This window comes from Paenibacillus apiarius, assembly GCF_017052585.1.
GTDB lineage: Bacteria > Bacillota > Bacilli > Paenibacillales > Paenibacillaceae > Paenibacillus_B > Paenibacillus_B apiarius.
This window is the reverse complement of sequence record NZ_JAFFHZ010000001.1, coordinates 3,885,025-3,911,100: the sequence shown is the minus strand read 5'-3', so window position 1 is coordinate 3,911,100 and position 26,076 is coordinate 3,885,025. Positions and strand designations below refer to the sequence as shown.

The 26,076-nt window shown below is 54.1% G+C and carries 15 protein-coding genes; 4 read left to right on the top strand and 11 right to left on the bottom strand.

The window, feature by feature from the left end; all coding sequences use genetic code 11:
• Window positions 1–15 precede the first annotated feature (15 nt).
• A complete protein-coding gene (locus JSQ80_RS17445; protein ID WP_206096144.1) occupies window positions 16–9,954 on the bottom strand; it encodes a WIAG-tail domain in 9,939 nt (3,312 codons plus the stop codon).
• Between the two features lie 132 nt (window positions 9,955–10,086).
• Window positions 10,087–11,247, bottom strand: coding sequence for a glycosyltransferase family 4 protein (locus tag JSQ80_RS17440; RefSeq protein WP_087436023.1), 1,161 nt, complete (start codon window positions 11,245–11,247; stop codon window positions 10,087–10,089).
• 162 nt (window positions 11,248–11,409) lie between these two features.
• On the opposite strand from JSQ80_RS17440, the gene JSQ80_RS17435 reads away from it, so the two are divergent.
• The gene (locus JSQ80_RS17435) at window positions 11,410–12,510 is read left to right on the top strand and encodes a YheC/YheD family endospore coat-associated protein (protein ID WP_206096143.1); all 1,101 of its coding nucleotides are present in this window, start codon (window positions 11,410–11,412) and stop codon (window positions 12,508–12,510) included.
• A gap of 150 nt (window positions 12,511–12,660) precedes the next feature.
• A complete protein-coding gene (asd, locus tag JSQ80_RS17430; protein ID WP_206096142.1) occupies window positions 12,661–13,479 on the top strand; it encodes an archaetidylserine decarboxylase in 819 nt (272 codons plus the stop codon).
• A 136-nt stretch (window positions 13,480–13,615) separates the two neighbouring features.
• On the opposite strand, the gene JSQ80_RS17425 is transcribed toward asd, so the two are convergent.
• A complete protein-coding gene (locus tag JSQ80_RS17425; RefSeq protein WP_087436020.1) occupies window positions 13,616–14,401 on the bottom strand; it encodes a helix-turn-helix domain-containing protein in 786 nt (261 codons plus the stop codon).
• 597 nt (window positions 14,402–14,998) lie between these two features.
• On the opposite strand from JSQ80_RS17425, the gene JSQ80_RS17420 reads away from it, so the two are divergent.
• Window positions 14,999–16,294, top strand: coding sequence for an aminotransferase class I/II-fold pyridoxal phosphate-dependent enzyme (locus JSQ80_RS17420; RefSeq protein ID WP_206096141.1), 1,296 nt, complete (start codon window positions 14,999–15,001; stop codon window positions 16,292–16,294).
• Window positions 16,295–16,409: 115 nt separating this feature from the next.
• On the opposite strand, the gene JSQ80_RS17415 is transcribed toward JSQ80_RS17420, so the two are convergent.
• The 4 genes from JSQ80_RS17415 to JSQ80_RS17400 all read right to left on the bottom strand — a co-directional run bounded on the left by JSQ80_RS17415 (window position 16,410) and on the right by JSQ80_RS17400 (window position 19,132).
• Complete coding sequence (locus tag JSQ80_RS17415; RefSeq protein ID WP_206096140.1) at window positions 16,410–17,228, bottom strand: pyruvate, water dikinase regulatory protein; 819 nt, start codon at window positions 17,226–17,228, stop codon at window positions 16,410–16,412.
• Between the two features lie 18 nt (window positions 17,229–17,246).
• Window positions 17,247–17,900: a helix-turn-helix transcriptional regulator gene (locus JSQ80_RS17410; RefSeq protein WP_087436017.1), complete on the bottom strand. Its 654-nt coding sequence runs from the start codon at window positions 17,898–17,900 to the stop codon at window positions 17,247–17,249.
• 133 nt (window positions 17,901–18,033) lie between these two features.
• Window positions 18,034–18,972, bottom strand: coding sequence for a phosphoenolpyruvate protein kinase (locus JSQ80_RS17405; protein ID WP_206096139.1), 939 nt, complete (start codon window positions 18,970–18,972; stop codon window positions 18,034–18,036).
• Window positions 18,962–19,132 carry a GapA-binding peptide SR1P gene (locus JSQ80_RS17400; RefSeq protein ID WP_087436015.1) on the bottom strand — a complete coding sequence of 57 codons (171 nt, stop codon included), beginning with the start codon at window positions 19,130–19,132 and terminating at the stop codon, window positions 18,962–18,964. The genes JSQ80_RS17405 and JSQ80_RS17400 overlap by 11 nt, the downstream gene beginning before the upstream one ends.
• A gap of 299 nt (window positions 19,133–19,431) precedes the next feature.
• On the opposite strand from JSQ80_RS17400, the gene glpX reads away from it, so the two are divergent.
• On the top strand, window positions 19,432–20,454 hold the full coding sequence (glpX, locus tag JSQ80_RS17395) for a class II fructose-bisphosphatase (protein ID WP_087436014.1): 1,023 nt from the start codon (window positions 19,432–19,434) through the stop codon (window positions 20,452–20,454).
• 52 nt (window positions 20,455–20,506) lie between these two features.
• Here the strand turns inward: glpX and JSQ80_RS17390 are convergent, their stop codons facing one another.
• From JSQ80_RS17390 to JSQ80_RS17375, 4 genes are all read right to left on the bottom strand, one after another.
• A complete protein-coding gene (locus JSQ80_RS17390; protein WP_206096138.1) occupies window positions 20,507–22,525 on the bottom strand; it encodes a peptidoglycan D,D-transpeptidase FtsI family protein in 2,019 nt (672 codons plus the stop codon).
• Window positions 22,526–23,163: 638 nt separating this feature from the next.
• The gene (locus JSQ80_RS17385; protein WP_206096137.1) at window positions 23,164–24,417 is read right to left on the bottom strand and encodes an ABC transporter permease; all 1,254 of its coding nucleotides are present in this window, start codon (window positions 24,415–24,417) and stop codon (window positions 23,164–23,166) included.
• Complete coding sequence (locus JSQ80_RS17380) at window positions 24,405–25,190, bottom strand: ABC transporter ATP-binding protein (RefSeq protein WP_206096136.1); 786 nt, start codon at window positions 25,188–25,190, stop codon at window positions 24,405–24,407. The genes JSQ80_RS17385 and JSQ80_RS17380 overlap by 13 nt, the downstream gene beginning before the upstream one ends.
• A gap of 116 nt (window positions 25,191–25,306) precedes the next feature.
• A complete protein-coding gene (locus JSQ80_RS17375) occupies window positions 25,307–25,858 on the bottom strand; it encodes a type 2 periplasmic-binding domain-containing protein (protein WP_206096135.1) in 552 nt (183 codons plus the stop codon).
• Between the last annotated feature and the right edge of the window lie 218 nt (window positions 25,859–26,076).

The window sequence follows — 26,076 nt, the reverse complement described above, 5'->3', positions numbered from 1 at the left end:
TTGATGAAATCTTATTCAGCCAAGCGCAATCCAAGATACAAATCCAGTTGGCTGCGGGCTAATTCTCATACGAATGATTTCAATTACGGCATGATCCGGCGCCTGTGATTTGAGGACAGCATAGCAAGCGGAGTGGTTGGTCATTGCCACGACTGTATAATTACAGCCCGCGTAGGCTTCCTCAAAGGGAATGATCAGCTCTATTTTTTCATCATGATCGCTAAACGTAAATGCTGTCATTCCGAATTGCTGCAATGCGGCTGGCTTTCCATGCCCGGTACGGACCGGACTGAAAGAACAAGCTTCCATCGTTACGGCGCCCTGCTGCAATTGGCCGGATCCGACGCTGCCTGCTTGCAAATGCTGTTCGGAAATCAAATCGAGGGACAAATGCTCCTGCTGTATGGATTGTGGGCTTAGATGCTTTGCAGCCACGCTCTGATCCGCCAGCTTCATGCCGGAAACGCTCCCGTCAGCAATTGCTTCTGCCCGCACGGCTCCATTTCGGATATGTTCCGCATCGACGCTTTGAACCCGCAAGTGGCTAGATTGCACGCTGCCGTCGCCGATATGGACCGATTGTACAGAATTAGGCGCAAGATGACCGGCTTCAATCGCTTCGGCGGCAATATGCGTGCCATATATTTCTCCTGCCGCCAGATGAGAACTGTGAATGGCTCCATAGGAAATGTGCTTCGCCAGTATCGTATTCGGGGCAACATGGTCGCTATGAACGGCATTCATATCCAGTTGCTCCGAGCCAACCGAATTTGGCTTCAGATGAGCAGCACTAACGCTCTGCTCCTGCAAGTGGATGGATCCTACCGCTTGAGTCGCCAGCTTCGCTCCAGTAATGGCGCCGTCTTGCATATGCCGGGCTTCGATAATGCCGCTGCCAAGACCGTCTCCCGCAATCGTGTCCGGCGTTGCCCGGGTTGAATGTGCCTGATGCCCGGCACCTGCCAGCAGCGTCAAGGTGTGTTCGTTCAAGTGCGATATGCCGATGGAACCTGCGGCAATCTGTTCGCCTCCAATCGAACCCGATACCAGCTTCACTCCGCTTATACTGCCGTCTGCAAGGGCCGAGTCTCCCACCGCTCCGTCTTGCAGGTGCTCCGCACCGATTGCGGACGCCCTCACATGCGCGCTGCCTATGGCTCCCAATTGAACATGTGTCGCATTGACCGCTCCGCTTCTGAGCTGCATACTGCCTACAGCTCCCGGCTGCAAATGCTCCGCTCCCACTGAGCCGCTTGCCAGATGCTCGCCCGCTACGGCGTCCGGTGCCAGCTTCGTTCCATTTACACTGCCATCTGCTAACGCTGCTTCGCTTATAGCTCCGTCCTGCAGATGCTCCGCACCGATCGCATTCGGCTGCACATGCGCGCTGCCTATGGCTCCCAATTGAACATGTGTCGCATTGACCGCTCCGCTCCTGAGCTGCACACTGCCTACAGCTCCCGGCTGCAAATGCTCCGTTCCCACTGAGCCGCTTGCCAAGTGCTCACCATCTACGGCGTCCGGTGCCAGCTTCGTTCCATTTACACTGCCATCTGCTAACGCTGCTTCGCTTATAGCTCCGTCCTGCAGATGCTCCGCACCGATCGCATTCGGCTGCACATGCGCGCTGCCTATGGCTCCCAATTGAACATGTGTCGCATTGACCGCTCCGCTCCTGAGCTGCACACTGCCTACAGCTCCCGGCTGCAAATGCTCCGATCCCACTGAGCCGCTTACCAGGTGTTCACCATCTACGGCGTCCGGCTCCAGCTTCGCTCCGTTTACGCTGCCGTCTGCAAGGGCTGCTTTGCTTACCGATCCGTCCTGCAGATGCTCCGCGCCAATCGCATTCGGCTGCACATGCGCGCTGCCTATGGCACCCAATTGAACATGCGCCGCGCTTACCGCTCCGCTTCTGAGCTGCTCGCTGCCCACCGCGCCCGACTGCACATGCTCCGCTCCCACTGAGCCGCTCATCAGATGCTTACCATCTACGGCGTCCGGCGCGAGCTTCGCTCCGCTTACGCTGCCATCTGCAAGGGCTGCTTCCGTTACGGCCGCAGGCTGCAAATGCCGGGATCCGATCGTGCTTGGCTGCACATGCGCGCTGCCTATGGAACCAAATTGCATGTGCTCTGCATGAACGGCTCCGCTTCCGAGCTGCTCGCTCCCTACCGCTCCCGACTGCATATGCTCCGTTCCCACTGAACCGCTTGCCAGGTGCTCACTCTCCACGACGCCAGGCGCCAGCTTCGCTCTGCTTACGCTGCCGTCTGCAAGGGCTGCTTCCGTTACGGCCGCAGGCTGCAGATGCCCGGTTCCGATCGCATTTGGCTGCACATGCGCGCTGCCTATGGCTCCCAATTGCACATGCGTCGCAGTTACCGCTCCGCTTCCGAGCTGCTCGCTCCCTACCGCTCCCGGCTGCATATGCTCCGTTCCCACTGAACTGCTCGCCAGATGCTCGCCTTCCACCACTCCCGGCGTCAGCTTCGCTCCGCTTACGCTGCCGTCTGCAAGGGCTGCTTCCGTTACGGCCGCAGGCTGCAGATGCTCGGCTCCGATCGCATTCGGCTGCACATGCGCGCTGCCTATGGCCCCCAATTGCACATGCGTCGCAGTTACCGCTCCGCTTCCGAGCTGCTCGCTCCCTACCGCTCCCGGCTGCATATGCTCCGTTCCCACTGAACCGCTTGCCAGGTGCTCACTCCCCATGACGCCAGGCGCCAGCTTCGCTCCGCTTACGCTGCCGTCTGCAAGGGCTGCTTCCGTTACGGCCGCAGGCTGCAGATGCTCGGCTCCGATCGCATTCGGCTGCACATGCGCGCTGCCTATGGCTCCCAATTGCACATGCGTCGCAGTTACCACTCCACTTCTAAGCTGCTCGCTGCCAACTGCGCCCGGCTGCACATGCTCCGTTCCCACTGAGCCGCGTACCAAGTGCTCGCCAGCTACCGATCCCGGCGCCAGCTTCGCTCCGCTAACGCTGCCGTCCGCAAGAGCTGCTTCCGTTACGGCCGCAGGCTGCAGATGCTCGGCTCCGATCGCATTCGGCTGCACATGCGCGCTGCCTATGGCCCCCAATTGCACATGCGTCGCAGTTACCGCTCCGCCTCTAAGCTGCTCGCTGCCTACCGCGCCCGGCTGCACATGCTCCGTTCCCACTGAGCCGCGTACCAAGTGCTCGCCAGCTACCGATCCCGGCGCCAGCTTCGCTCCGCTTACGCTGCCGTCCGCAAGAGCCGCTTCGCTTATCGCCCCATCCTGCAGATGCTGGGATCCGATTGCATCCGGCTGTACATGTGCACTTCTTATGGCTTCCAATTGCACATGCGTCGCAGTTACCGCTCCGCTTCTAAGCTGCTCGCTGCCAACTGCGCCCGGCTGCACATGCTCCGGTCCCACTGAGCCGCGTACCAAGTGCTCGCCAGCTACCGATCCCGGCGCCAGCTTCGCTCCGCTTACGCTGCCGTCCGCAAGAGCTGCTTCGCTTACCGACCCTTCCTGCAGATGCTCGGATCCGATTGCGGACGCCTGCACATGCGCGCTCCCGATGGCTCCCAATTGCACATGCGCGGACTGAACCGCTCCGCTTCTGAGCTGCCCGCTCCCTACCACGCCGCTCTGCAAATGCTCCGATCCCACCGAACCATTCAACAGATGCTCACTTGCTACCGCTCCCGGCGCCAGCTTCGCCCCGTTTACGCTGCCGTCCGCAAGAGCTGCTTCGCTTACCGACCCTTCCTGCAGATGCTCGGATCCGATCGCACTCGGCTGCACATGCGCGCTGCCGATGGCTCCCAATTGCATATGCGCGGACTGAACCGCTCCGCTTCTGAGCTGCTCGCTCCCTACCACGCCGCTCTGCAAATGCTCTGCTCCCACCGAACCATTCGCCAGGTGCTCACTTGCTACCGCTCCCGGCTCCAGCTTCGCTCCGTTTATGCTGCCGTCTGCAAGGGCTGCTTTGCTTACCGATCCGTCCTGCAGATGCTGCGCACCAATCGCATTCGGCTGCACATGCGCGCTCCCGATGGCTCCCAATTGCACATGCGCGGACTGAACCGCTCCGCTTTTAAGCTGCACGCTGCCTACCGCACCCGCTTGTATATGCTCCGCTTCAACAGATCCGCTAATGAGATGCTCGCCATCTACCGCATCCGGCGCCAGCTTCGCTCCGCTTACACTGCCGTCTGCCAGCGCCGCTTCTGTTACGGCGGCAGGCTGCAAATGCTCGGAGCGGATCGCGCTCGGCTGCACGTGCGCGCTGCCGATAGCTCCCAATTCCACATGCGTAGACTGAACCGCCCCGCTTCCAATCTGCTCACTGCCCACTGCGCCCGACTGCAAATGCTCCGCTCGCACAGAGCCGCTCGCCAAATGCTCCCCAGCCACCGCATCCGGCGCCAGCTTCGCTCCGCTTACGCTGCCATCCGCCAGCGCCGCTTCCGTTACGGCCGCTGGCTGCAGATGGGACGATGCAACGCTCTGCTCCATCAATTTAGCTCCACCAATGGACGCATCAGCGATATGCTCTCCGTTCAATCCATCCATCGCCAAATGATTGAGCTGGAAAGCTCCCGGAAGTATATGCTCCGCTCGGATAGACATCGGCTGCAAATGTTCCGAAGAAATTTCGCCTGCCTGAATGTGCCTTCCCTTCACTGCGCCGTAGCTAATCTGCTCTTCGCCTACTGCATTTGCCGCCACATGCTTGCGCTGAATCGATTCCGCCTGCAATTTGTGCGCCGATACACTGCCATCGGCCAAATGTTCGGCCGTCACCGCGCCATTGGCCAGCTTCCCCTTCGTGACGCTGCCATCCGCCAGGCTCCGCTCTTTCACGGCGCCTGCTTCAATATGATCAGCCTGAACGGCTCCCAGTGCCAGCTTCGTGTTCGAGACCGCGCGTTCCGCCAGCTTCGCGCCATGAATCGATTCATCCTGGATATGCTCCGTCTGCACGCTGTTCATTTGCAAATGCTGCGGCCCGACCGCTTGCCGCAACAGATGTTCGCCGCCTACCGAACCATGTGCCAGCTTCCCATTCGTGACGCTGCCTGCCTGAAGCATATCAGTCGTAATGGCATCTTCCTGGATATGATCGCCAGATACTGCCTTTTGCGCAATGGATTTCCCGGTTACAGATCGTTCTTGCAGCTTCTCTGCAGTTATTGCTCCATCTGCGATATGCTCTGCCCGAACAGAATCGCCCTTCAGTTGTTCAGATCCGATAATATGAGCCTGAAGATGAGAAGAGGTGATTTCGCCGGAGCCGAGATGATGTCCCCGGACCGCTTGCGCAGCGATCTGACGCGAACTGATAGCGCCGGTCTGTAGATGTTCTCCCTTGACCGCTTCGAGCGCCAATTGCGCGGAACCTACAGCATGGGCACTCAATTTTTCCGAAGTGATGCTGTCATCCGCAATCTTGTCGACCGTTACGCAGCCGTCCTTCAGAACCGCATTCGTAATGGACTGCAATTGCAAATGCTCGCTGCTTACCGTTCCGCGCCCCAGCTTGCTCTCCGTTACTGCGCCGTCCGTCAATTTATCGCTCGAAATCGAACCATCGGCCAGATGATCGCTGCGAATCGAGGCTTGCCGCAAATGCTGTCCGAAGATGGACGCCTCGGCAATATGCGTGCCATCCACTTCGCCAGGCCCGATATGATGTGCCCGTACGGCACGCTCTGCCATATGGCGCGCTTCGACCGCTTCATTTCCGATATGATCGGACTGCACGGATTGAGAGTTGAGATGTGCGGAATTCACCGTTCGCTTCGCAAGCTTGTTGCTCGTGACGCTGCCATCCGCCAGCTTCTCATTAATGATGCTTGCATCCTGCAGCATGTAAGGCGCAATGGCACGAGGTTCAATATGCTCGCTGCGCACCGCTTTCGGCGCTATTTTTTCAGAAGTGACCGCTTCGTTGTCCACGTTGTTCGTCTGCACGACCCCAGGCGACAGATGATTTCTCTGGATGCTGTTCTCTGCCAAATGACGGCTCATAATCGACATCGGCACGATGTGCTCCGCGCCAACCTCGCATCTGGCCAGATGACGGCCCTCAACTGCGCCTTCTGCCAAATGTCGGCTTTGAACAGCCTCGTCTGTCAAATGACGGGACTGAACAGCTTGATCAGCCAACTGCCTGCTTTGCACGGATCCCTCGGCCATTTTGCCTGTTTGAACGGCGCCGTCTTGCAGCGTCTCCGTCCGCACGATGCCCGATTGCAGATGCGATTCGTTAATAATCTGTTCCCGCAAATGATGAGGCAGCACGACTCCCTCGGTCAAATGCTCCGACAAGATGATGCCTGACTTCAAGTGTTTCGACTCGATTGCATCCGGCTGCATGTGGTGCGAACCGATCGAGGAGCTTCGCAAATGGTCGCTGGAGACGGAATCCTTTTGCAAATGCTCCGCAGCTACCGAGCCTTCGGCCAAATGCTCTTCAGCAACCGCATGCTTCGCGATATGCTGACTTCTGATTTCACCTTCCGCGATTGCTTCGGAGCGAATTGCATCGGCAGCCATATGCAAGCTGGATATTACGCCTTCTTGAAGATGCAATCCCGATATGCTGTCTTCGGCAATGTGCCGCTCCCTCACGGCTCCTTCCTGAAGATGGCTGCCCGTCACGGCATGCTTTGCAATATGTCCGCCAGTTACAGCTCCTGCTTCCAGATGCCCGCTTGTTATTGCTTCCGGAGCGATTTTGTATGAGGTAATTGCTCCCGTGTCTACATGCCGCTCACGTATGACAGAGTCGCCCAAATGCGTGCTTTGAATCGTTTCCGATTGCAACTTGCGCCCTGATAAGCCGTTATCCGGAAGGAATTCGCCCGAGAGCACATCCGGGCCGAGATGCAGCAAGGAAACCGAGCTCTTTTTCAAATGATAGCCTTGAATGGATTCGACCCGCAGATGCTTGCTTGAGATCGTTTCAAGCGCAATATGTTTGCTCGTTATGGCTTGTGGTGCCAGCTTATCATTCGTAATGCTGTTATCCTGCAGCATATCGGTCGTAATCGCTTGCGATTGGATATGGTTTTCATTGACCGATCGCGGGGCGAGGTGCTGCTCTTGGATTGAGCCTTCAGATAGATGCTCGGATTGCACCGCATCCTGAGCCAGCTTGCGGGAAGTAATGACCCCGTCCTGAATATGCGTCTCGGTAATGCTGGCCGCTTGGATATGCTCGGAAGTTACGCTGTCTCCCGCCAGCTTCTCCTCTGTGACCGCACCGTCCTGCAAATGTGCTAGCTCGATGCTGTGCTGACGCAAATGAGTGCTGCCGATCGTGTTTTCGGCGATATGAACCGCTTGAACGCTGCCGGGCGCTAATTTCCGGGAGGTGATGCTGTCAGGCGCCACATGCTCCGTATTTATCGCTTCGCTCTGAATCGCTTGGCTGTTGACCGAATCGGGCTGCAAATGCTCGCTTCCGATGGCTGCAGCCGCAATGTGCCGGGGCTGGATTGAAGCGTCCCTTATCGCTTCAGAAGTGACGGAACCTTCGCTCAAGTGCATGGCCTCTACGCTGTCTATCGCCAATTTGTCTGTGGTCACGCTCATATTCGCCAACTTGATGGAGGTGACCGAATTGTCGCTCAGCTTATCGGTAGACACGCTTTCCGGGGACAGCTTCAGCGAAGTGACGACATGATCAGCCAGGTGATGGGAATGAACCACCCCCGCTCCGATATGCCGATCCCGTATCGAGTGGGGAGCAATCTTATCGCTCGTAACCGCTTCTTGCTTCAGCATGGCGGATTCGATCGTCTGCGAACGGATATGCTCGCTTCCGATCGCTCCCGGTGCAATGTGTCCTTCAAGCACGGCGTTCTGTTCAATGGCTGGCGAGCTGACGGCACCGTCGCTGAGGTGTCGTGCCAAGACGCTGTCGTCTGCCAATTTATCCGAAGTGACGCTCCATTCCGCCAGCTTCTGGCGCGTAATGGATTCGTCAGCGACGCGCTCCGTCGTAATGCTTTGCAGAGCCAGCTTCTCCGTCGTCACCGTGCCGTCTTCAAGGTGAGTCGTGTTAATCGCCCGCACATCCAAGTGTTGGCCTTGAATCGCTCCGGGCGCAATATTATATGCCTTTACCGCTCCGTCCTTGATGTGCTTATCCCCGATGGAATCCTGTTCAATATGTTCTCCGCCAATCGCATCCGGATGAATATGCTGTCCGCTCACGGACAACGGAGCAATATGCTGTGCGCCAACAGATTGTTTTGCAATATGCCGGGACTGGATAATTTCATCGGCTACTTTCGTGGAGACGATGCTCTGATCGGCAATCTTGGAGGCCGTCACGGCATGATCGACAAGCTTCATCGTCGTAATCGACTGATCGGCCAGCTTCTCCGCGGTAACGGATTGCTCGCTGAGGTGCCAGCTTTGAATTTCGTTCTGTCCGATATGCTCCTGCCGCACAGCTTCTTCATGAAGATGTTTGCACTCTATGGAACCTGAAGCGATGTGGCTGCCAAGGACGGATCCAGCCTGCAGCTGAGAGCCGATTAAGGACCCAGGAGCAATATGTGTGCCATGAATTTGGCCATGACCGATATGACGGCTTTCTACAGCTTGATCGGCTATTACCCTGCCAGACACGCTGCCATCTGACAGATGCTGGCCTCCTACGCTGTCCGCAGCCAACTTGTCACCCGTCACGGCGCCGTTTCGTATTTTTGAAGTCGTTATCGCGTCCTCACCCAGCTTAAATGCATCGACAACCTCATTGGCCAAGTTTTCGGTTTGAATGGCGCCGCTCCGGATTTTGTCCGAGGTAATCGCTTGATCCTGAATTAATTCGGAAGTAATAATAAATCCACTTAAATGTTTTGTTTGAATGGAGCCCTCGGCTATTTTGTCGGAGTCGATCGTTTTGTCTGCCAGCTTCTCCGAGGTAATGCTTCCGTCTTTTATTTTCCCGCCCGTAATGGAACGGTCCCTAATTTTGCTTCCGGATATTGCATTGCGTATTAAATGCTCTCCGGATATTGATTCCGGCGCGAGCTTGGAGCCCGTTACGGCGTTATCTGCTATCTTAATGGCGGAAACAGCGTAGTCGCACAAGGCGTCCGTATCCACGCTTTCCCGCTTGAGTTTTGAACCGCTAATGGTGTACGCAGCCAGCTTCTCGTCCGTGACAGCTTCATCCGCGATGTCATCGGTGTATACAAACGCTTTGGCACGTGCTTGGCTTCGTTTTTCCGCCAACCACTTCGCCTTTTCCGCTTCCTTCTGCTTCAGCTTCTCATCCCGGGTTACCGGCTTCGTGACCGGTGATAATGTGCCTTCAGCCGTTCGCCCATCCCCTGCTTTGCCTTCCGCCTTCGGACTCTTGGAGGCTGCAGGATCGGATCCGGACTGCCCGGGTTGCTGGCTGTTGTCAGGGACATCTGTAGAAAAATTCGTTGTCGGGATCTCTGGAGATGATGTTGCGGGAGGAAGCGGAGATTTCGAGCGAATGGCTGCATTCGTCTTTGGCTGCGGAACAGGCTCTGAAACGTTGTTTTTGGAATCTTTGGAATCTTTGGAATCGGCAGGTGCCTGCAAGCTCTGAAGATCCCGGTCTTCCGTGACGTGGTCATGACTAGATACCGCCGCATCGGACGGAGATATATCCGCTTGAACCCGTTCTGCAGCAGAAGCGGTGACCGTCTCGGCAGGCTTCGCTTCGGATGTGACGAATAATTCCTCCTGCAAGAGGTTGGAATGCGTTTCGGGCGCATCTTGATTCGTTTGCGCTGCCGGCGCGATTATCTCGGCAGGCGGCTCTGCCAGCGCATTGATGCTGGCTTTTTTTTGCTGTGCTTCTTTGCTCTTTTTCAACTTGGACATGCGATCCAGCATTTGCAATTCCGACGTGTTCGGATTATCCACATAATACAGCGGCCTCTTCCCCTTAGCTGGTCGGTTATCTTTCTTTTTTTTCATGTGCTCTCTCCTTTCCGACGGGCTACAGTCTAAACCTAAAACATTATATGCACCCGAGTGCCATCCCGTCACTCGCCTATGCCACTCATTGCAGAACATTTAGAAGCATGCGGTTTTTTCGGATATGGAGTTCTACTCGATGTGGCAGCCGCATACCTCATCCGCCCAGCGTTCCGCCGTTTGTTTCCAAGTAAATTGGGTCTGCACATGCCGTACAGCGGCCTCTCCCATACGGCGCCTCATATCGCTGTCCCCCAACATACGAAGCAACGCTCCGGTCAAATGCTCCTTCAAGCGGAATGGCGGGACGAGCAACCCAGTCACCCCGTCTTTTACAACTTCTTGAATGCCGCCTACTCTGGTCGCCACGACGGGAACCCCCGAAGCCATCGCTTCGAGATTAACGAGACCGAATGCTTCCCGTGCCACGGACGGAACCACGGCCATATCCGCCAGCGCATACCACTTGGGGACTTCCTCATGCGGGACGTAAGGGACGAAGCGGACATGATGCGGATATTTTCTGCCGATTCGCTCCAGCCTGCGCACATAGGCTGTCTTGCGCAGGGAACCGTAAAATGCGCTCCCGACGATGACGAACAGCGCCTGTGGGTGCTTCTCGATGACTTGGGGCACAGCCCGCAGCAAACAGTGCACCCCTTTCAAGGGGATAATCCGCCCTACGTACATGATGATGTCGCGATGCTCCCATCCCTGCATCTGCTTGCCCGCTTGCACTCTCCGTTCACCGTCCCCCGTCCAGCGTGATATGAACCGTTCTCCATCCACTCCGAGCGGATTGATGATGATGCGGCTTGCGCATTCAGGGCATGCCGTCGCTACTTGATTGAACAAATAGCGGCTATTAACAAAGATTCGATCAGCGGAACGCAGCGCCAGCCGCAGCATTCTCCGCGCAATGTGCTTCGGATTAATAAATGTCGTGGAATGGAGACTGAGCCATACCCTGGAATCCGGAAAGGAGCGGATGAGAGGCAGAACGAAGCGCGGGCGATTCTCTACCTGAATGATGTCTGGAGCAAACGCGCGCAGCTGCTGCATTACTCCTTGCAAATACATTCGTGAACTGCCCGCACTGACACGTTCGCACGGCACGCCGCGAACCGTTCCATACCGTTCTTGTCCGAACCACTGCTTCGAATAAATGCGCGCTTCCATCCGGTCAGAAGCCAAGCTAGCCACATATTCAACCACACGTTCCACGGAACTGCTGGAACCAGAAGGAATCGGGAACGTTCCTGGAGTAATGACTGCCACCTTAGGTAGTCGCATAGCGTTCCTCCTTTCGTTAATCCTGTCGTTCACCCTATTACAGCTAAATTAGACATTCGGCCTTCTGCACTCGTCCATACCCTTGACAGGAGACATACATACGATGCATTAACGCCGCTGGCAAAGCGTACATGGCGCTTTGAACCTGGAGGAGGTACGTCCATGTCCGATAACCGAATCGGCATCTTGTTCAATGCAAATCTATTGCGCGGGCTGATCCGTGGAAAAACAAAGCACGAAGCGATTGCGTTCTATGAAGAAGCTGCGCGGAAGCTCGGAGTTATTCCATGTTACTTCCGCATCGAAGACGTAGATATTCGCCACATGGAGGTCACCGCCTATGTGAGAGGACGCGGAGGCTATGTAAAGCGCCGCATGCCTCTTCCCCGCGTCATCCATAATAGGGCCATTTATTTTCGTTCGGCAGCGCATGCCCGCGTTCGCGCTTTGGTTGAGCGTGAAGTCGCTCTGTTTAATCAAGTAAACCGGTACGGGAAAATGACGATTCATGATCTGTTGAGCACGGATCGCAGTATTGCTCCCCACCTGCCTGATACGGCCATCGCGCACCAAGCGTCCATCACTGCAATGATGGATCGATACGACGCGCTCATACTAAAGCCGGATAACAGCAGCATCGGACGCGGCGTCATGAAGCTGGAACGCAAGCGTTCCGGATGGCGGACCACGTACATGGTTCGCACCGCCAATCGTGTTCGCCACTGGAAAATAGCGGAGACGGAGCAAGGCAGCCTGCCTTGGGGTGTCATGTCTAAGCTTGCCAATGAAACCTACCTTGTGCAGCAGCTGCTTCCTTTAGCAACGTACCAACAGCGCCCGTTCGATTTACGGGTATCGGTGCAGCGTGACGGCACGGAAGAATGGCAAATAACAGGCATCGTCGGCAAAGTCGCTCCGCCTCACACCTTCTTAACGAATGTCGCGCAAGGCGGTACGGTCCAACGGTTCGAGGATCTGGCGGCTGCCGCGTGTCCCCATCTGCCCTATGCCGCGCTTCATCAGCGCGTATCCGAATTCTCCCTGCGGGTCGCTTGCCGACTGTCTGAAGTTCTTCCCAGATTGGCAGACATCGGGCTCGATATAGGAGTTTCTCCGGACGGAATGCCGTTGTTTATCGAATGCAACGGACGGGACCAACGTTACAGCTTTCGCGAGGCAAATCAGATCGAAACGTGGAAGGCCACATATGCCAACCCCATCGCTTACGGAGTTTCGTTACTTCATCAATATCAACACCGGTAATTGGCTAGCGCCGTTATGTACTATTGTATTGAAAAAAGGGGCGTTCTGTGTCAAGATAGTCCACAGGAAGCACGGGCAACGTGGTTCTGTGTGATGACAAAATACAGAGCGTCCCATGAAGGCGCTACATAAACCAGGTGATTGTAAACGATGACGAAACGATTGTTACGGCTATTAACCGAATTGTCCTCTCGCAAATGGGTGTCGCGCATAGCCGGAAACTTTGCCAATTCGGGATTTAGCCGGAAATTGATCCCCACTTTTGCGAAGACTTACAAAATAAAGGTGGAGGAAGCGGAGAAGCCGCTCCTTGAATACCGCACGTTGAACGACTTCTTCACGCGGCGGTTAAAGCCGGGAATGCGGCCGCTCACCGAAGGGGAGCAAACCCTGCTCAGTCCTGTCGACGCGCTCATTACCGGGATGGGGCCGATTGAAGAGGGGCTCATCTTTAACGTTAAGGGGCAAGACTATACGCTCGATGAGCTGCTGCACCGATCGCCGCATCGGCAAAAGTACAAGCGGGGCTATTGCTTTGTGCTCTATTTGAGCCCTACCGATTATCATCGTATTCACTCCCCTGTAAAAGGTACCACCGTCGAGAGCGAGCATGTGCCGGGACGGGTATATCCGGTCAATGATTTCGGGCTGCAGCATATGCCGAGAGTACTTAGCCGCAACGAACGTTTAATTACGTATATTCGGCATGCTTCAGGTGAAGTGGCGGTTGTCAAAGTAGGAGCGCTCAACGTGAGCAGTATCCGCTATACGAATGATACTGTCTTGCCGTCTTATGAACGCGGACAGGATCTTGCCTACTTTGAATTCGGTTCAACTGTCGTGCTGCTGACGGAGAGCGGAACGTTCGAACCGCGCAGCGATTTGCAGCTCGGCGCGAAGGTAAAGATGGGAGAAGGCTTGGGGCAGCTGCATGCGCGGCCGGAGCGCCAGTTGAAGCAACAGCCTTAATCGTGGCGCGGCCGCTCATTCGCTTAACTCAATAGATGAATGTCAAGGCCGCTTCCGTTTCTTTTCCATTGTGTGGGAAGAGAACCGAGAGCGGCCTTGTTCATGTTCATATCCGATTCCGCGCCTGCCCGCATCCTTAACGAATTTCGGATGGACTGCGTCCGGTATACTGCTTGAATTGGCGGCTGAAGAAGAAAATATCCCGATAGCCGAGCGCATCCGCCACCTCCGTGACGTTCATGCCCGCGTGATGCAGCAGATGCTCTGCCCGCTCGATGCGGGAACGAATAATATAGGTTTGTACCGACATGCCAATCAGCTCTTTGAACTTCACGGAAAAGTAACGCGGCGACAGCTGCGCCCGTTTAGCCAAATCTTGTATACGATGATTGGCTCCCGGATTTTGGCGGATGTAATTTGCAATTTCTTGAATGGACTCGGCTAATTGATGGCTTGTCTTTCGCTCGCCAGGCTCTTCCTTGTCTACGCGCAGCAGATGGATCATCAGCTGCTTTAAGACGAGCTGCGCTTCAATCTCGGCCCCATAAGTATCCGCCAGGAACAAACGGACATAACGCGCCAGCAAATGTTCGAAGTCGACCGTCTCCTCCAGCTTCCGATAAGGCGCGGGAATTTCGGTGACCTCCGTATTGACATCAAAATGGATATACGTCAGTGTCAACGGCTTCTGCGGATTATGCGTAGCGGACGTATGGTCTCCTGGGCGAAACAGAAAACAGCTCCCCTTGCCGATTTCATGCGGCTCATCATTGAGGAACAGTTCCCCTTCCCCTCCCCAGACATAGAACAAGTCGTAATTCGGCATCGCCTTCTCCCGCTTCAGCCATTTCCAATTCGGTTCGCACGTAATCTTGGCACAAGCCGGCTTTAACTCATACAAAGTCGGCGCAGCATTTAACACGGTGAGTGCCTCCTTCTCTATCGCTCTTGCAAGCAAAATAAATTTATTGGGGTGAGCAGAGAAAATTTCCTGCATCTTTATTCGAAAAGTTTGCACTATTTTACTATACTACCACCTGAAGTCACAATTTGTACATGGTTTTGCAACAGAGCCCCTCAATCCATTCTTTCGTGACGAATGTGGAAAAATGATGATATAATAGGAAAAAGTTATGTAAGCTTCTAAGGCGCCTGTTGTCGAATTTGCTTCAAGGCATTCATCGTGATCAAAAGGGAGCCCTTTTCAGCACCGAGAAGGTTGCAAGAAGCCGAAGAAGGAGGAGCGGAGTGTAGGACGAGACTACATGAGCACCGGACTTCGAGGGTGATTGCAAGATTCGATGTCGAATTTGCTTCAAGGCATTCATCGTGATCAAAAGGGAGCCCTTTTCAGCACCGAGAAGGTTGCAAGAAGCCGAAGAAGGAGGAGCGGAGTGTAGACGAGACTACATGAGCACCGGACTTCGAGGGTGATTGCAAGATTCGATGTCGAATTTGCTTCAAGATATTCATCGTGATCAAAAGGGCCTTAAAGAATGATGTTGGAAGGATGGACGATATGAACCCACTGTCTCAACAATTGAATGAAACGATTCGCCAAGACAATCCGAACATCTATGCCATGCTCTCCCGCCTCGCTCAGCAGATTTACTTCCCTAAGGAAGGCATTCTGAGCCAATCCGCGGAAGCAGCAAGCAAAGCGAAAGCTTTCAACGCAACGATCGGAATCGCCACTGAAGGCGGAACACCGATGCACCTTCGTGTCATTCAGGATTCGCTTTCCGCCTATAACCCGAAAGATATTTATCCATATGCACCGCCGGCAGGCAAGCCGGAGCTGCGCAAATTGTGGCGCGAGAAGATGCTGAAGGAGAACCCTTCGCTTGAAGGCAAGCAAATAAGCAACCCGATTGTAACCAATGCGCTGACGCATGGTTTAAGTATCGTAGCCGACTTGTTCGCTGATGAGGGCGACGTCGTCATCATGCCGGATAAAAATTGGGAAAACTATGAACTGACATTCGGCATCCGCCGCGGGGCGGAGATGGTATACTATCCGCTCTACAATGAGGAATGGAAATTCAACAGCGAGGGATTGCGCGATGCGCTGCTTGCCAATCGGGACAAAGGCAAAGCCATCGTCCTGCTGAACTTCCCGAACAACCCTACGGGATATACGCCGGGCCGGGAAGAGGGACAAGCGATCGTCGCTGCGATTCAAGAAGCGGCTGAAGCCGGAATGCGGCTTGTCGTCGTGACGGACGATGCCTACTTCGGCTTGTTCTTTGAAGATTCCATGCATGAATCGTTGTTCGGCAATCTGGCATCCCTTCATTCGAATGTGCTGCCTGTTAAGGTAGACGGCGCAACGAAAGAGGAATACGTCTGGGGCTTCCGTGTAGGGTTCATCACGTATGCCGCCGAGTCCGAAGCACTGCTGTCCGCACTTGAGCAGAAGACGCTCGGCATCATTCGCGCAACGATTTCCAGCGGGCCGCATCCTTCGCAGACGTTCGTGCTTCACGCGCTCCAGTCTCCGGACTTCGATGCGCAGAAGCAAGAGAAGTTCAACATCATGAAATCCCGCGCCAACAAAGTGAAATCTCTGCTCGACAGCGGGAAATACGGAGACGTATGGAGCTATTACCCCTTCAACTCCGGTTACTTCATGTGCTTGAAGTTGAATACCGTGCAAGCCGAGACGCTTCGCACCCATCTTTTGAACCAGTATGGCGTAGGCACCATCGCGCTTGGCGAGACCGATCTGCGCATTGCCTTCTCCTGCATCGAAGAGGAGCATCTGGAACAATTGTTTGACACGATCTACCGGGGAGTCATTGACCTGACCCAATAAGTTGAGCCTGTGTTTATATAGCAAGAAGCCGGCAGCAACTCGCTGCCGGCCCAAGCGATTATTCTGATCGGCGAAGGCTGGCGTTCCTCTCCTTGGAGGTTCGCCAGCCTTTTGTTTACGATAGCAGCAACCGGACTATAATGTTGGCTGTTTCTTCTATAGCTTTATCCGACACATCCAGCACATGGCACTTCCATGCATCCGCCAGCACGCTTCCATAATGCAGTTCTTCTTGAATCCGCTCCGTGGACACGTAACTGGAGCCGTTCGGAAGCCCCAATGACTTGAGCCGTTCTTCCCTGATACGCAGCAGCTGCTCGGCGCTCATCGTCAGCATGAAGATGCGGTCGCCGGAAATCTGGTACATTTCCTGCGGCGGTTTCACTTCTGGAACGAGCGGCACATTTGCCACTTTGTAGCCTTTATGGCTCAGGAAAATGCTTAAAGGCGTCTTTGAAGTGCGGGACACGCCGACAAGCACGATGTCGGCTTCCAGAATTGCCGTCGTATCCCGGCCATCATCGCATTTGACGGTGAATTCAATCGCTTCCATTCTCCGGAAATAATCGTCGTCCATCTGATGGAGCAAGCCCGGCTGTCGGCGGGGCGCATCATTGAACGTATCGATAAACGCTTGCATCATCGGACCCATAATATCGACGGCGCGCACTCCTAGCCGGATGGCTTCTTCCTTCATCATCTCGCGCAGTTCCGGCTGCACGAGCGTGTATACGACAAAGCCGCCCTCACTGCTCGCTTGTTCCATTACAGTCCGAATTTCATCCTCATGCTTTATATGACTGACCCGCTTGATCTTTACCTCTTGACCTTGAAATTGACGTACGGTGGCCCGTACGACGCTTTCCGCAGTTTCCCCTACCGAATCGGAACATACGGTAATGACATATGGAGATTGCTGGCTGAGTCCATCCATTTAAAGGTTCCCCTTCCTTTACCATCCCTTCATATGGCGAAGGAACACTTTCAATATCGTGGTCTTCGATACGCGTCCCACCACTTCCCATTTCTCCGTTGTGGCGTCTCCTTGCTGGGGGACGACGACGGGCAGTGTATCAATATCATGCTCGTCCAATTTTTTAGCGGCATCCAGGATGGAATCTTGCGGCTGCGCCGTTATAAGCGGTGTACGGGTCATGACAAAGCTAACCGGCATCGTCCCTGCCATCGTATTGCCCAGCGTCACCTTCAACAGATCTTTCCGCGATACGACGCCGAGCAGCATCCCTTCTTCGTCTGCAACGATAAGACTGCCTACATTCTCCAAAAACAAGGCGACGACCGCATCGTGTACCGAAGAAGTCTCTCTGACAATGACAGGCATGGACTGCACATCCTGCACGCGGATATCGATCGGCTGCAGAGAGGCGCTTTGCGTGATGTTTCCCGGGAAATAACCGACTTTGGGCTTGGCGTCCAAATACCCTAGCATAACAAGCACAGACAAGTCGGAACGTATGGTCGGTCGGCTTACGCCAAGCTGCTCGGCGATTAGGTCCCCGGTAATCGGCGCGAGGCGTTTAACCAGTTGCACAATTTCGGATTGACGCGGTGTGAGTTGTATGGCGCAAACCTCCTTTAATTTCATCAATTTGCTTATGCAGCTTCATTAGTTCTATCTTACTTCAATCCCCTCGCTTCGTACAATAGTTTCACGCGCGATAAGAAACGCTCTCCTCGCAACGACGAAGAGCATTTCTTGCGCGCGCCTTTTTTCGGAGTCACCCATAACTGATTTTATCTGAACACGCCCACACGATATCCGCCTCGGTCAAATCCCGCAGCAATCCGCTATCCTCATATTGAGAAATACAGGAATTGAGCCATACGCCAACAAGCGGCGCGTTTCGTTTTGCATCATGGCATCGAATTTGTTCAGCGGCGGTGCGCACGAACTGCGCGTGCTGCTTCCACTCACCGCCGGCAAAAGGAAGGATAACGGATAGGCTCACGTCCCGACCGCGGTCATGCGCGCGCTGCTCCGCACGGAATAACGCCTCCGCCTGCATATCTATCCATTCCGGAATGACCGTGGAAATATTCACCGGTTCATGATACGCATCGTGAAGCCATTGCTTCCATTGCCTGAGCTTCAGCCACTGCTGGTTCAGGCGCTGCTGTTCGCATGAATCGTCGCTCTCAGCAGCCAATCGCTGCAGCACCTCCATGCGCTGTTCCAGGTCGGATAGAGCTGGAAGCACTTCTTTAAGCGGAGCATCGGCAAGCATTACATGCATGTGTATACCTGTATGTTCACCAGCCGTCATCAGAAGTTGTTCATATTCCGCTGTCATGAACGGCACTAATTTATGAAGCGCGCCCCCCCGCTCCGATGCAGTTCCAGAGAGCAGCGCCTCCCGTACAAGCCGTTGTCTCTCGGTACTCATGAAGGGCTGGCGGCCCGGTATAACGAGCAGGGTGGAGCAACCAGACGCAATAGCAGCTTGCATTTCGAGCATATGCGCGCAACGGGCAACCGTACGCACGCCTTGCCGCTCCTGCACTTCACGGGTCTCCTCCCATACATAGCCTACATTGCGCACGACTCGCTGACGTAATGAAATGAGCCTAAAGCTGTTCTCATCAAATGTGGCCTGAACGGAATTCGCAGCTTCCGAGGGGGCAAACCACCGCTCTGCGTGATTCATATTAGAATTCAAGATGCTGTACCTCTCTCTCCGCACTAGTCTGCTCCTGACAGTCATGCGAACCGCATTCCACATAGTACATCATGACTCTTTCCGTATCCTGTTCCGCAATGATTCGCTCGCAACGTTTACATAAGATAATGCCCAACATTTGATGCTGCCCGTGTTCCATCGGACATCCACCTCTCCCTTAAGTTTGTGAAGGGTATCTTGCACTGTTAGAGGTTGTTCACAAAATCCCCTTTTGAACTCGCGCTGTGAGATTATGCTGTCATATTTCATTCTTGTGAGCGAATTCATTAGTGAGATACCCTATAAATATGACGCCTTAAAGTATCGTATTCATGCAACAATTTTTCAGTATGTGTGAATTAACCAATTGCTTTTCCATATTTTATATCATATTATCTAATAAGACGCAATATATAATCCATTTAGTACGTCATATTTAAAAACTGGAGGGAGATCAGCATGGATAGACAATTAAGCTTGGAATGTATTCGCGTTACTGAAGCAGCGGCACTAGCAGCTTCGCGGTGGATAGGCCGGGGAAATACGGATGAAGCGGACGGCGCTGCGACCAGCATCATGCGGAACATGTTCGAAACCGTTCCGATACGGGGACAAGTCGTCATCGGCGAAGGGGAAATGGATGAAGCGCCGATGCTTTATATAGGTGAAACAGTCGGTTCCGGGGCAGGTTCACACGCGGATGTCGCCGTCGATCCGGTGGAGGGGACCGAATTAGTGGCGAAAGGGCTGAACGGCGCACTGTCCGTGCTTGCCATTGCAGACTCGGGGCAGCTCCTCCATGCCCCTGACATGTATATGCAGAAGCTCGCATGCGGGCCACAGCTGCGCGGCCATCTCCATCTGGATGATCCGCTCGATGTAACGGTGAAGAAAGCAGCGGCTGTACTTAAGCGCGACCTGTCGGAAATGACGGTTTCTATTCTCGATCGAGAACGGCATGCGAAGCAGATTGAATGCCTGCGGGCAACGGGCGTGCGCTTGAAGCTGCTGAATGCAGGAGATGTCGCCGGCGCAATGGCCACCGCCTTTTCAGAATCCGGTGTTGATCTGTATGTCGGATCAGGAGGCGCTCCCGAAGGCGTGCTGGCCGCAGCAGCGCTGCGCTGCCTTGGCGGCGAGCTGCAAGCCCGTCTGCTGCCTGCCAATGATCATGAAGTGAGACGCTGCTTGCAGATGGGCATATCGCAGCCAGATCGGCTCCTGATGACGGAGGACTTATCCGGGCATGGCGATGTGCTGTTCGCCGCAACGGGAATTACGCCGGGCGATGTGCTGCAAGGCGTTCGCATGACGCAGGAGCATTACGCGGAAACGCATTCCCTTGTGCTGCGCTCCAAGACCGGAACCGTGCGATTCGTCCGGACCCTGCACCGTCTCCTGCCTTGTGACGTCGCCCCATTGCGCTCAGAGCAGCCTCCCCACAGCTATACGGGAAATGCCCTAGAGTCCAATGTGATATAGCGCAGCATAAAAATGGAGGCTGACGTTGTCTGCCTCCATCTTTATTGCCCCGTTACTTGCCGTTGTCCGTCTTCTTCCTCGGCTTCCCCTTCAAGCCAAAGTGTTCATCATACGCATCGAATATGTGCCTCGCTATCGGAGCGGCACCCCAGGCTCCATATCCGCCTTCAGGCACGACGACGGCGACAGCGAGCACCGGTTCTTCGGCTGGCGCATACGCGATGAAGACCGCATTCTCCACCAGCTCCTTCCGGCCAGGTATCGCCTGCTCCGACGTCCCCGTCTTGCGCACGAATTTGTATGGAAAGCCGTCGAAGCCCCGCACCCCGACACCGAGCATTCCTCTTTCCACGGTATCCCAATATTCTTGCTTGAACTTGATTTCTCCTATAATCTCCGGTTTCATCTCCTTTATCGTCTTCCCGCTCGCATCGGTAATTTTCGAGACGAACTGAGGCTTCAACCGCTTCCCGTGATTGGCAAGCGTCGCCGCGTACTGTGCTAGCTGCAGCGTCGTATATTTCCCTTGCTGTCCGAACGACGCATAGGCAAGCGAAGCCTGCCCCGTCTGATCCGCTTGCATGTAGTCGCGAATCCCTTCCGACTCTGCGGGGAAGCCGCTTCCCGTAAGGGTGCCGAGACCGAACGCCTTCATATACCTATCCCATATTTCAAGTCCTTTTTCTTTCCCGTATTGCAAATATAAAGGGTTTCCGATCATGTCGACCATAAAGGCGTTCGACGATGACGACAGGGAGCGTGCAGGATCCATCAAGCCAAGAGCATGCTTTGAAGCATTATGCACTCTGGCCTCTTTCCCTTTGCGTCCGAACTCTGCATAGCCAATGTCGCGATACGTCGTAGACGGATGAATCAAGCCCTCTTGCAATCCAATTAGCACCGTCAGCGGCTTCATCGTGGATCCGAGATAGACGAGTGACGATGGATGAAGGTTGTTTTCTTTTTTGCTGCCGTAATCTTGGAACACCTCGCGCACAGTGCCGTTATATTGATTGGAGCCGATTTGCTTTAATGCCTCTGTGCCAATCCTCCCAGTACGCCAAACATTCGTGTCATAGTCAGGCACGTTCGCCATTGCGATAATATTGCCTGTCTTTATCTCCATGGCAACCGCATACCCCGTAATGGCGTTCGGCGCCCGCTCCGCCTTTATATTGGAATTGCGCAGCTTGACAAGATGGTTCTCGATTGCCGTTCGCGTCTTTAATTGCACGTCCTTGTGCAGTGTGAGATGAATATCCAAGCCTCTTTCCGGCTTGGTCAGCTCCATCGGTCCGATAATTTTATTGTTCGAATTGACGGGATACGTTTTGCTCCCGTTTGCTCCCCGCAGCTCCTCTTGGTACATCAGCTCAATGCCGTCGAAGCCGACAAACTCGTTTTCTAAATATTTGCGCTCAGGAGCGCGCTTCTCATTATCAATGTGCTTATAGGCGTTCAAATGCTGTTTTGCCGTATTGTATCTGCGCAAATAACCAATAATTTGCGGAGCGACCTTGTCCTCATCATACTGCCTGATGCCTTCCTCAAGTATATCGATATACGGGTACTTATCCCTGTTCTCCAAAAAAACAGCGATTTCCTTCTCGGTCAAATCAATTTTGATTCTGCGCGGGACATAGCCATAATTGACCCGGGAGCGGATGTCCATCTGCTCGTATATCATTTCCTTCGTCATCGGCTTATTTGGATCGCCGTACCGCTCAATCACCGATTCAATCTGAGCCGCGATAAGCAGCGCTTCCTCCGGTGTATAATTTTTCTCCATTTTAAAATATAGCGAATGGGTCGGAACCGAGTATGCCAGTTTATTGCCTGCAGCCTCAAAAATACTGCCCCGGATCGGGGACATTTCAATGCTCTTCGTGCCGATTTTCAGCATTTGGCTCCTTAATTCGGGGCCCTGAACAAATTGCAGCAGAGCGATTCGCACGATCAACACGGTAAAGACGAGAAATGTGACAAAGAAAAAAATACTCATTCGCAAATGCAAATGACGCCGGTTTCGTCCGGTTCGCCGCTCTTTCTCTTCATCCGTTTGGATCTGCATGAATGGAATATCCTCCCACAACCATTGATACCTAAATGGTATCTTATGCCCCATAACTTGTAAATTCTTTTTTATGTCCCGAACTTCTCTATTCGAGGCGGCCCCGCTTTCGCATCGCCTGTTCGAATACGGACACATACTGCATCAGTACTGGCTCCATATACGGCTTCCCCAGAAACGTAACATTATAAGGTCTGCCATTATGTTTCATTACCAGCCGGAACCGTCACGGAAGGATAACCCGCCCGGCCAACTTGTTCACTTCTATACTTGAGTACTTTCCATACTTGATTACGATTCGCATGCAGGGCAAAGTGATGCAGCCTGAATGAAGGGGAGAGTGGCCAAAAGAGATTCGTAAGGACATACCTTCTCCGGACAGAATAGAGTGCACTAGATACATGAGCAAAGTAAATCGATATCGGATGTCTGCGCAATTTTCAACCTTGTTCCTTTCTCAGCGTGAAAAAAAACCGCCTTCCGGCAATCACATCACCTGATTGTCGAAAGGAGCGGTTTCATCAAAAAAACTCATTTGCCGTTTATCCATTTGTAATGCAGCCGCCAAAAGCTCTTGTCCGCGTTCGGTGAAGCAAGCAACGATTTTCCCTTTCTCACAGGTCAGCTTGAAGCCAGCATTACTCCTCATCCTCTGTATGTGCGCGGGCTCGCTTCATGCGAGATAGGAGCGCGATGACCGCGCCGCCAGCCAACACTGTCAGCTTAAAGCTCCACGACGTCGTTCCGAACCATAACGGTAATGTTAACACCACGGCCGATGCCAAGTGAACGCGGGTGCTCATATCGAGCGCCGCTTTATGGCGCGCATTCAACGGTATCGGATATATCGTGCGCCATACATCATGACGGTGATACGTGAACAGAGTCTTAAGCTGTGCGCCGATAACAAATACGAATAAACCATATAAGAGCGCGCTCCATTCAGAGTCGCTTGTCCAGATTAACAGCAGCAGTCCCAATCCGTTCAATCGAAGCATAATGCCCAGCAGCTCGCTTCTGGCGAATGTTTTGGCCAGCAGATAACGGTAGGCAGCCTGCGGTGTGAACGCAAAGCGGTCTCCGTACCGCTTGAGCCACGGTCTTGCATAGCGGCGTTCTTCCGCAGCCGGCATATCGACGAAGCCGCTTAAGAACAAATAGACGCGTCCCTCGTGGACCTTCTCTGCTGCAATGTGCGCTTCCCACGGGAAATGCAGTGTACGCCGCGTAAGCAGCCACGCAATATAGACAATTCCGGCGATCCCGGAGGACAGTGCGGCCAATGGAAAGCTGAGCCATAACCAGCATGCCACCGCACCCCAAGCCCATATATAGCGAAACAGCCGACTGCTGAGACGCCACTTCGGATCAACGATGTGACGTTCTTTCCAAGCGCCGAAGGCGGCAACCGCTTTAAAGAGCAGCAGCACCGCCAACGAGAGGACAAAACCCTTTGGCTCCGCGTCTGCACGGTTGTACAGCGGCCACAGCACACACCAGCTCGCAACCAAGAGCAGCATACGCGGCCAGAGGCTGTAGCGTACGCTCCTCTTCATATATGCTCCCAGCTGATGCTCCATGCGCAGCAGGAACACTAGATCCGCTGGCTCCAAGAAGGTGCGGTACGTCGTATATGCGACCGCAGGCGCCAAGAGCACCAACGCCAATTCCCGCACAGGGAAAGAAGGCGGAATCTGATCCAGAAACGAGGCATATAGCGCCACCCCTGTCACGAATCCAAAGACGATGACCAGTCCCAGCCCGCTCTGAATGACGTAACGCAGGTACGGCAACACTTTTCCCCAGAACCGCCGCACCCGTTGCTGCCATAACGCTTCCGCCTCCATGATCGGCAGCTTGGCCGCACGCAGCTCCCGCTCTACTCGTTCCATGTCAGTCCACCGTCCGATGCATCGTCTCCTCCGACCCAAGCGTAAAAGAGGTCTTCCAAGCGTTGGGTAGCCGCCTCAGCCGAACGGGACGCCAACTGCTCCTGCAGCGCGTGAACGTTTCCCGCTCCCATGACTCGGCCATGATGGAGAAGCACGAATTGATCGCAATAATGCTCGATCGTCGATAAAATATGAGAGCTGACCAAGAGTGAAGCCCCTTCCTCCTTCACACCCTTCATATATTGCAGGAGCGACCGGATACCTAGCGGATCCAGCCCGAGAAATGGCTCATCAATAATATACAAGGGCGGACGAACGGCAAATGCGCACATCAGCATCGTCTTCTGCTTCATCCCCTTCGACAAGTGCTGCGCCGCCTTTTCCAGATGCGGCTTCATCTGGAATAGGTCGGCCAGCTCCGCCACCCGCTTCTCGAATAATATCTGCTCTACGCCATAAGCGGTTGCTGTCCAGACGAGATGCTCGCGCACAGTTAGCGCATCATACAATATCGGAGATTCCGGCACGTAAGCAAGTGCAGCCCGGTAAGCTTCCGGAGCTTCAGAGAGCGCACGCCCCTGCAGACGCACCTTGCCCGAATGCGGCTCCAGCAAACCGAGAATATGCTTCATTGTCGTGCTCTTCCCTGCACCATTCAATCCGATAAGTCCGACCATTTCACCTGCGTTTACATTAAAAGTTATATCGTGCAGCACCGGTCTGCCGATGCTATACCCGCCAGTCAGGCGATCAATTTGCAATAAAGGTTCCATTTGTTTCACCTCAAGGATTATTATACCGGACAGCGAAGAAGGAAGCGAATGCCAACGCTCGACGGCCATCGCCTGCGTGTCCCTTCGGTCGCCTCGCCAGACGCTTTATCGCTTGATCAACCGGATTTGGCTTGCTCCGCCGCCTTGCGCGCTTTCTCTTCTTCCCGCGCTTTAATCAATACGACCTCCCCTTTTTGCTGCAGCTCGGCTACCGCCTCATCGACCGTCTTCTTGTTGTCAATAACCGCTTGCAGCGCTTCCGTCTCCAGCTTGCGGAATGGCTGGTAGAACTCCATCGGCACTTTATCATTGCCCCAGGACGTGTTACTATCTTTAGGCTTCAGCATATAGAAGGCTTCCATGCTCTTGCCGTCCATTTCCTTGAAGAATTGATTGCGCGTCGGAATCCGGCCGCCGTCTAACGTTCGCGAAGCGGCCTTCGCCACTTCCGGGCCATTGACGAATTTAATGAATTCCCATGCCGCCCGCTTATTGGCGGAGTCGGCGGAAATCGCGTAAATTTCGTTCAAATAGACAGTCGCGGAAGTATCCGGCGAAGCCGGATCGATCGGAACCGTTACAATGCCCACCGGCTTTTCCCCGAAGCAACCGCTAATGAGAGCGATTACGGTTAACATCAGTATTGAGATTTTCCATTTTCCAGACAAAATTTCATCTCCCTTTCTCCATCCTCCACGCATAAGTATATCAGCGCCTTGCCACATTCAACAATTGTGATAAAAACTTAAACTTATTGAGATAAAACTTAAGCTTATTCGACGTAATCCCACAAAAAAAGCCGCCGCACCCCAAGCTCATATATAGCGAAACAACCGGCTCCATGCGCAGCAGAAACACTAGATCCGTTGGCTCCAAGAAGGTGCGG

Coding starts and splice junctions, on each gene's coding strand:
- JSQ80_RS17410 (WP_087436017.1), bottom strand. CDS start 17,900: ATGAAATTAAAGGAGGTTTGCGCCATACAACTCACACCGCGTCAATCC.
- JSQ80_RS17400 (WP_087436015.1), bottom strand. CDS start 19,132: ATGGAACACGGGCAGCATCAAATGTTGGGCATTATCTTATGTAAACGT.
- JSQ80_RS17380 (WP_206096136.1), bottom strand. CDS start 25,190: ATGGAACCTTTATTGCAAATTGATCGCCTGACTGGCGGGTATAGCATC.
- JSQ80_RS17385 (WP_206096137.1), bottom strand. CDS start 24,417: ATGGAACGAGTAGAGCGGGAGCTGCGTGCGGCCAAGCTGCCGATCATG.
- JSQ80_RS17440 (WP_087436023.1), bottom strand. CDS start 11,247: ATGCGACTACCTAAGGTGGCAGTCATTACTCCAGGAACGTTCCCGATT.
- asd (WP_206096142.1), top strand. CDS start 12,661: ATGACGAAACGATTGTTACGGCTATTAACCGAATTGTCCTCTCGCAAA.
- glpX (WP_087436014.1), top strand. CDS start 19,432: ATGGATAGACAATTAAGCTTGGAATGTATTCGCGTTACTGAAGCAGCG.
- JSQ80_RS17435 (WP_206096143.1), top strand. CDS start 11,410: ATGTCCGATAACCGAATCGGCATCTTGTTCAATGCAAATCTATTGCGC.
- JSQ80_RS17390 (WP_206096138.1), bottom strand. CDS start 22,525: ATGCAGATCCAAACGGATGAAGAGAAAGAGCGGCGAACCGGACGAAAC.
- JSQ80_RS17415 (WP_206096140.1), bottom strand. CDS start 17,228: ATGGATGGACTCAGCCAGCAATCTCCATATGTCATTACCGTATGTTCC.
- JSQ80_RS17420 (WP_206096141.1), top strand. CDS start 14,999: ATGAACCCACTGTCTCAACAATTGAATGAAACGATTCGCCAAGACAAT.
- JSQ80_RS17445 (WP_206096144.1), bottom strand. CDS start 9,954: ATGAAAAAAAAGAAAGATAACCGACCAGCTAAGGGGAAGAGGCCGCTG.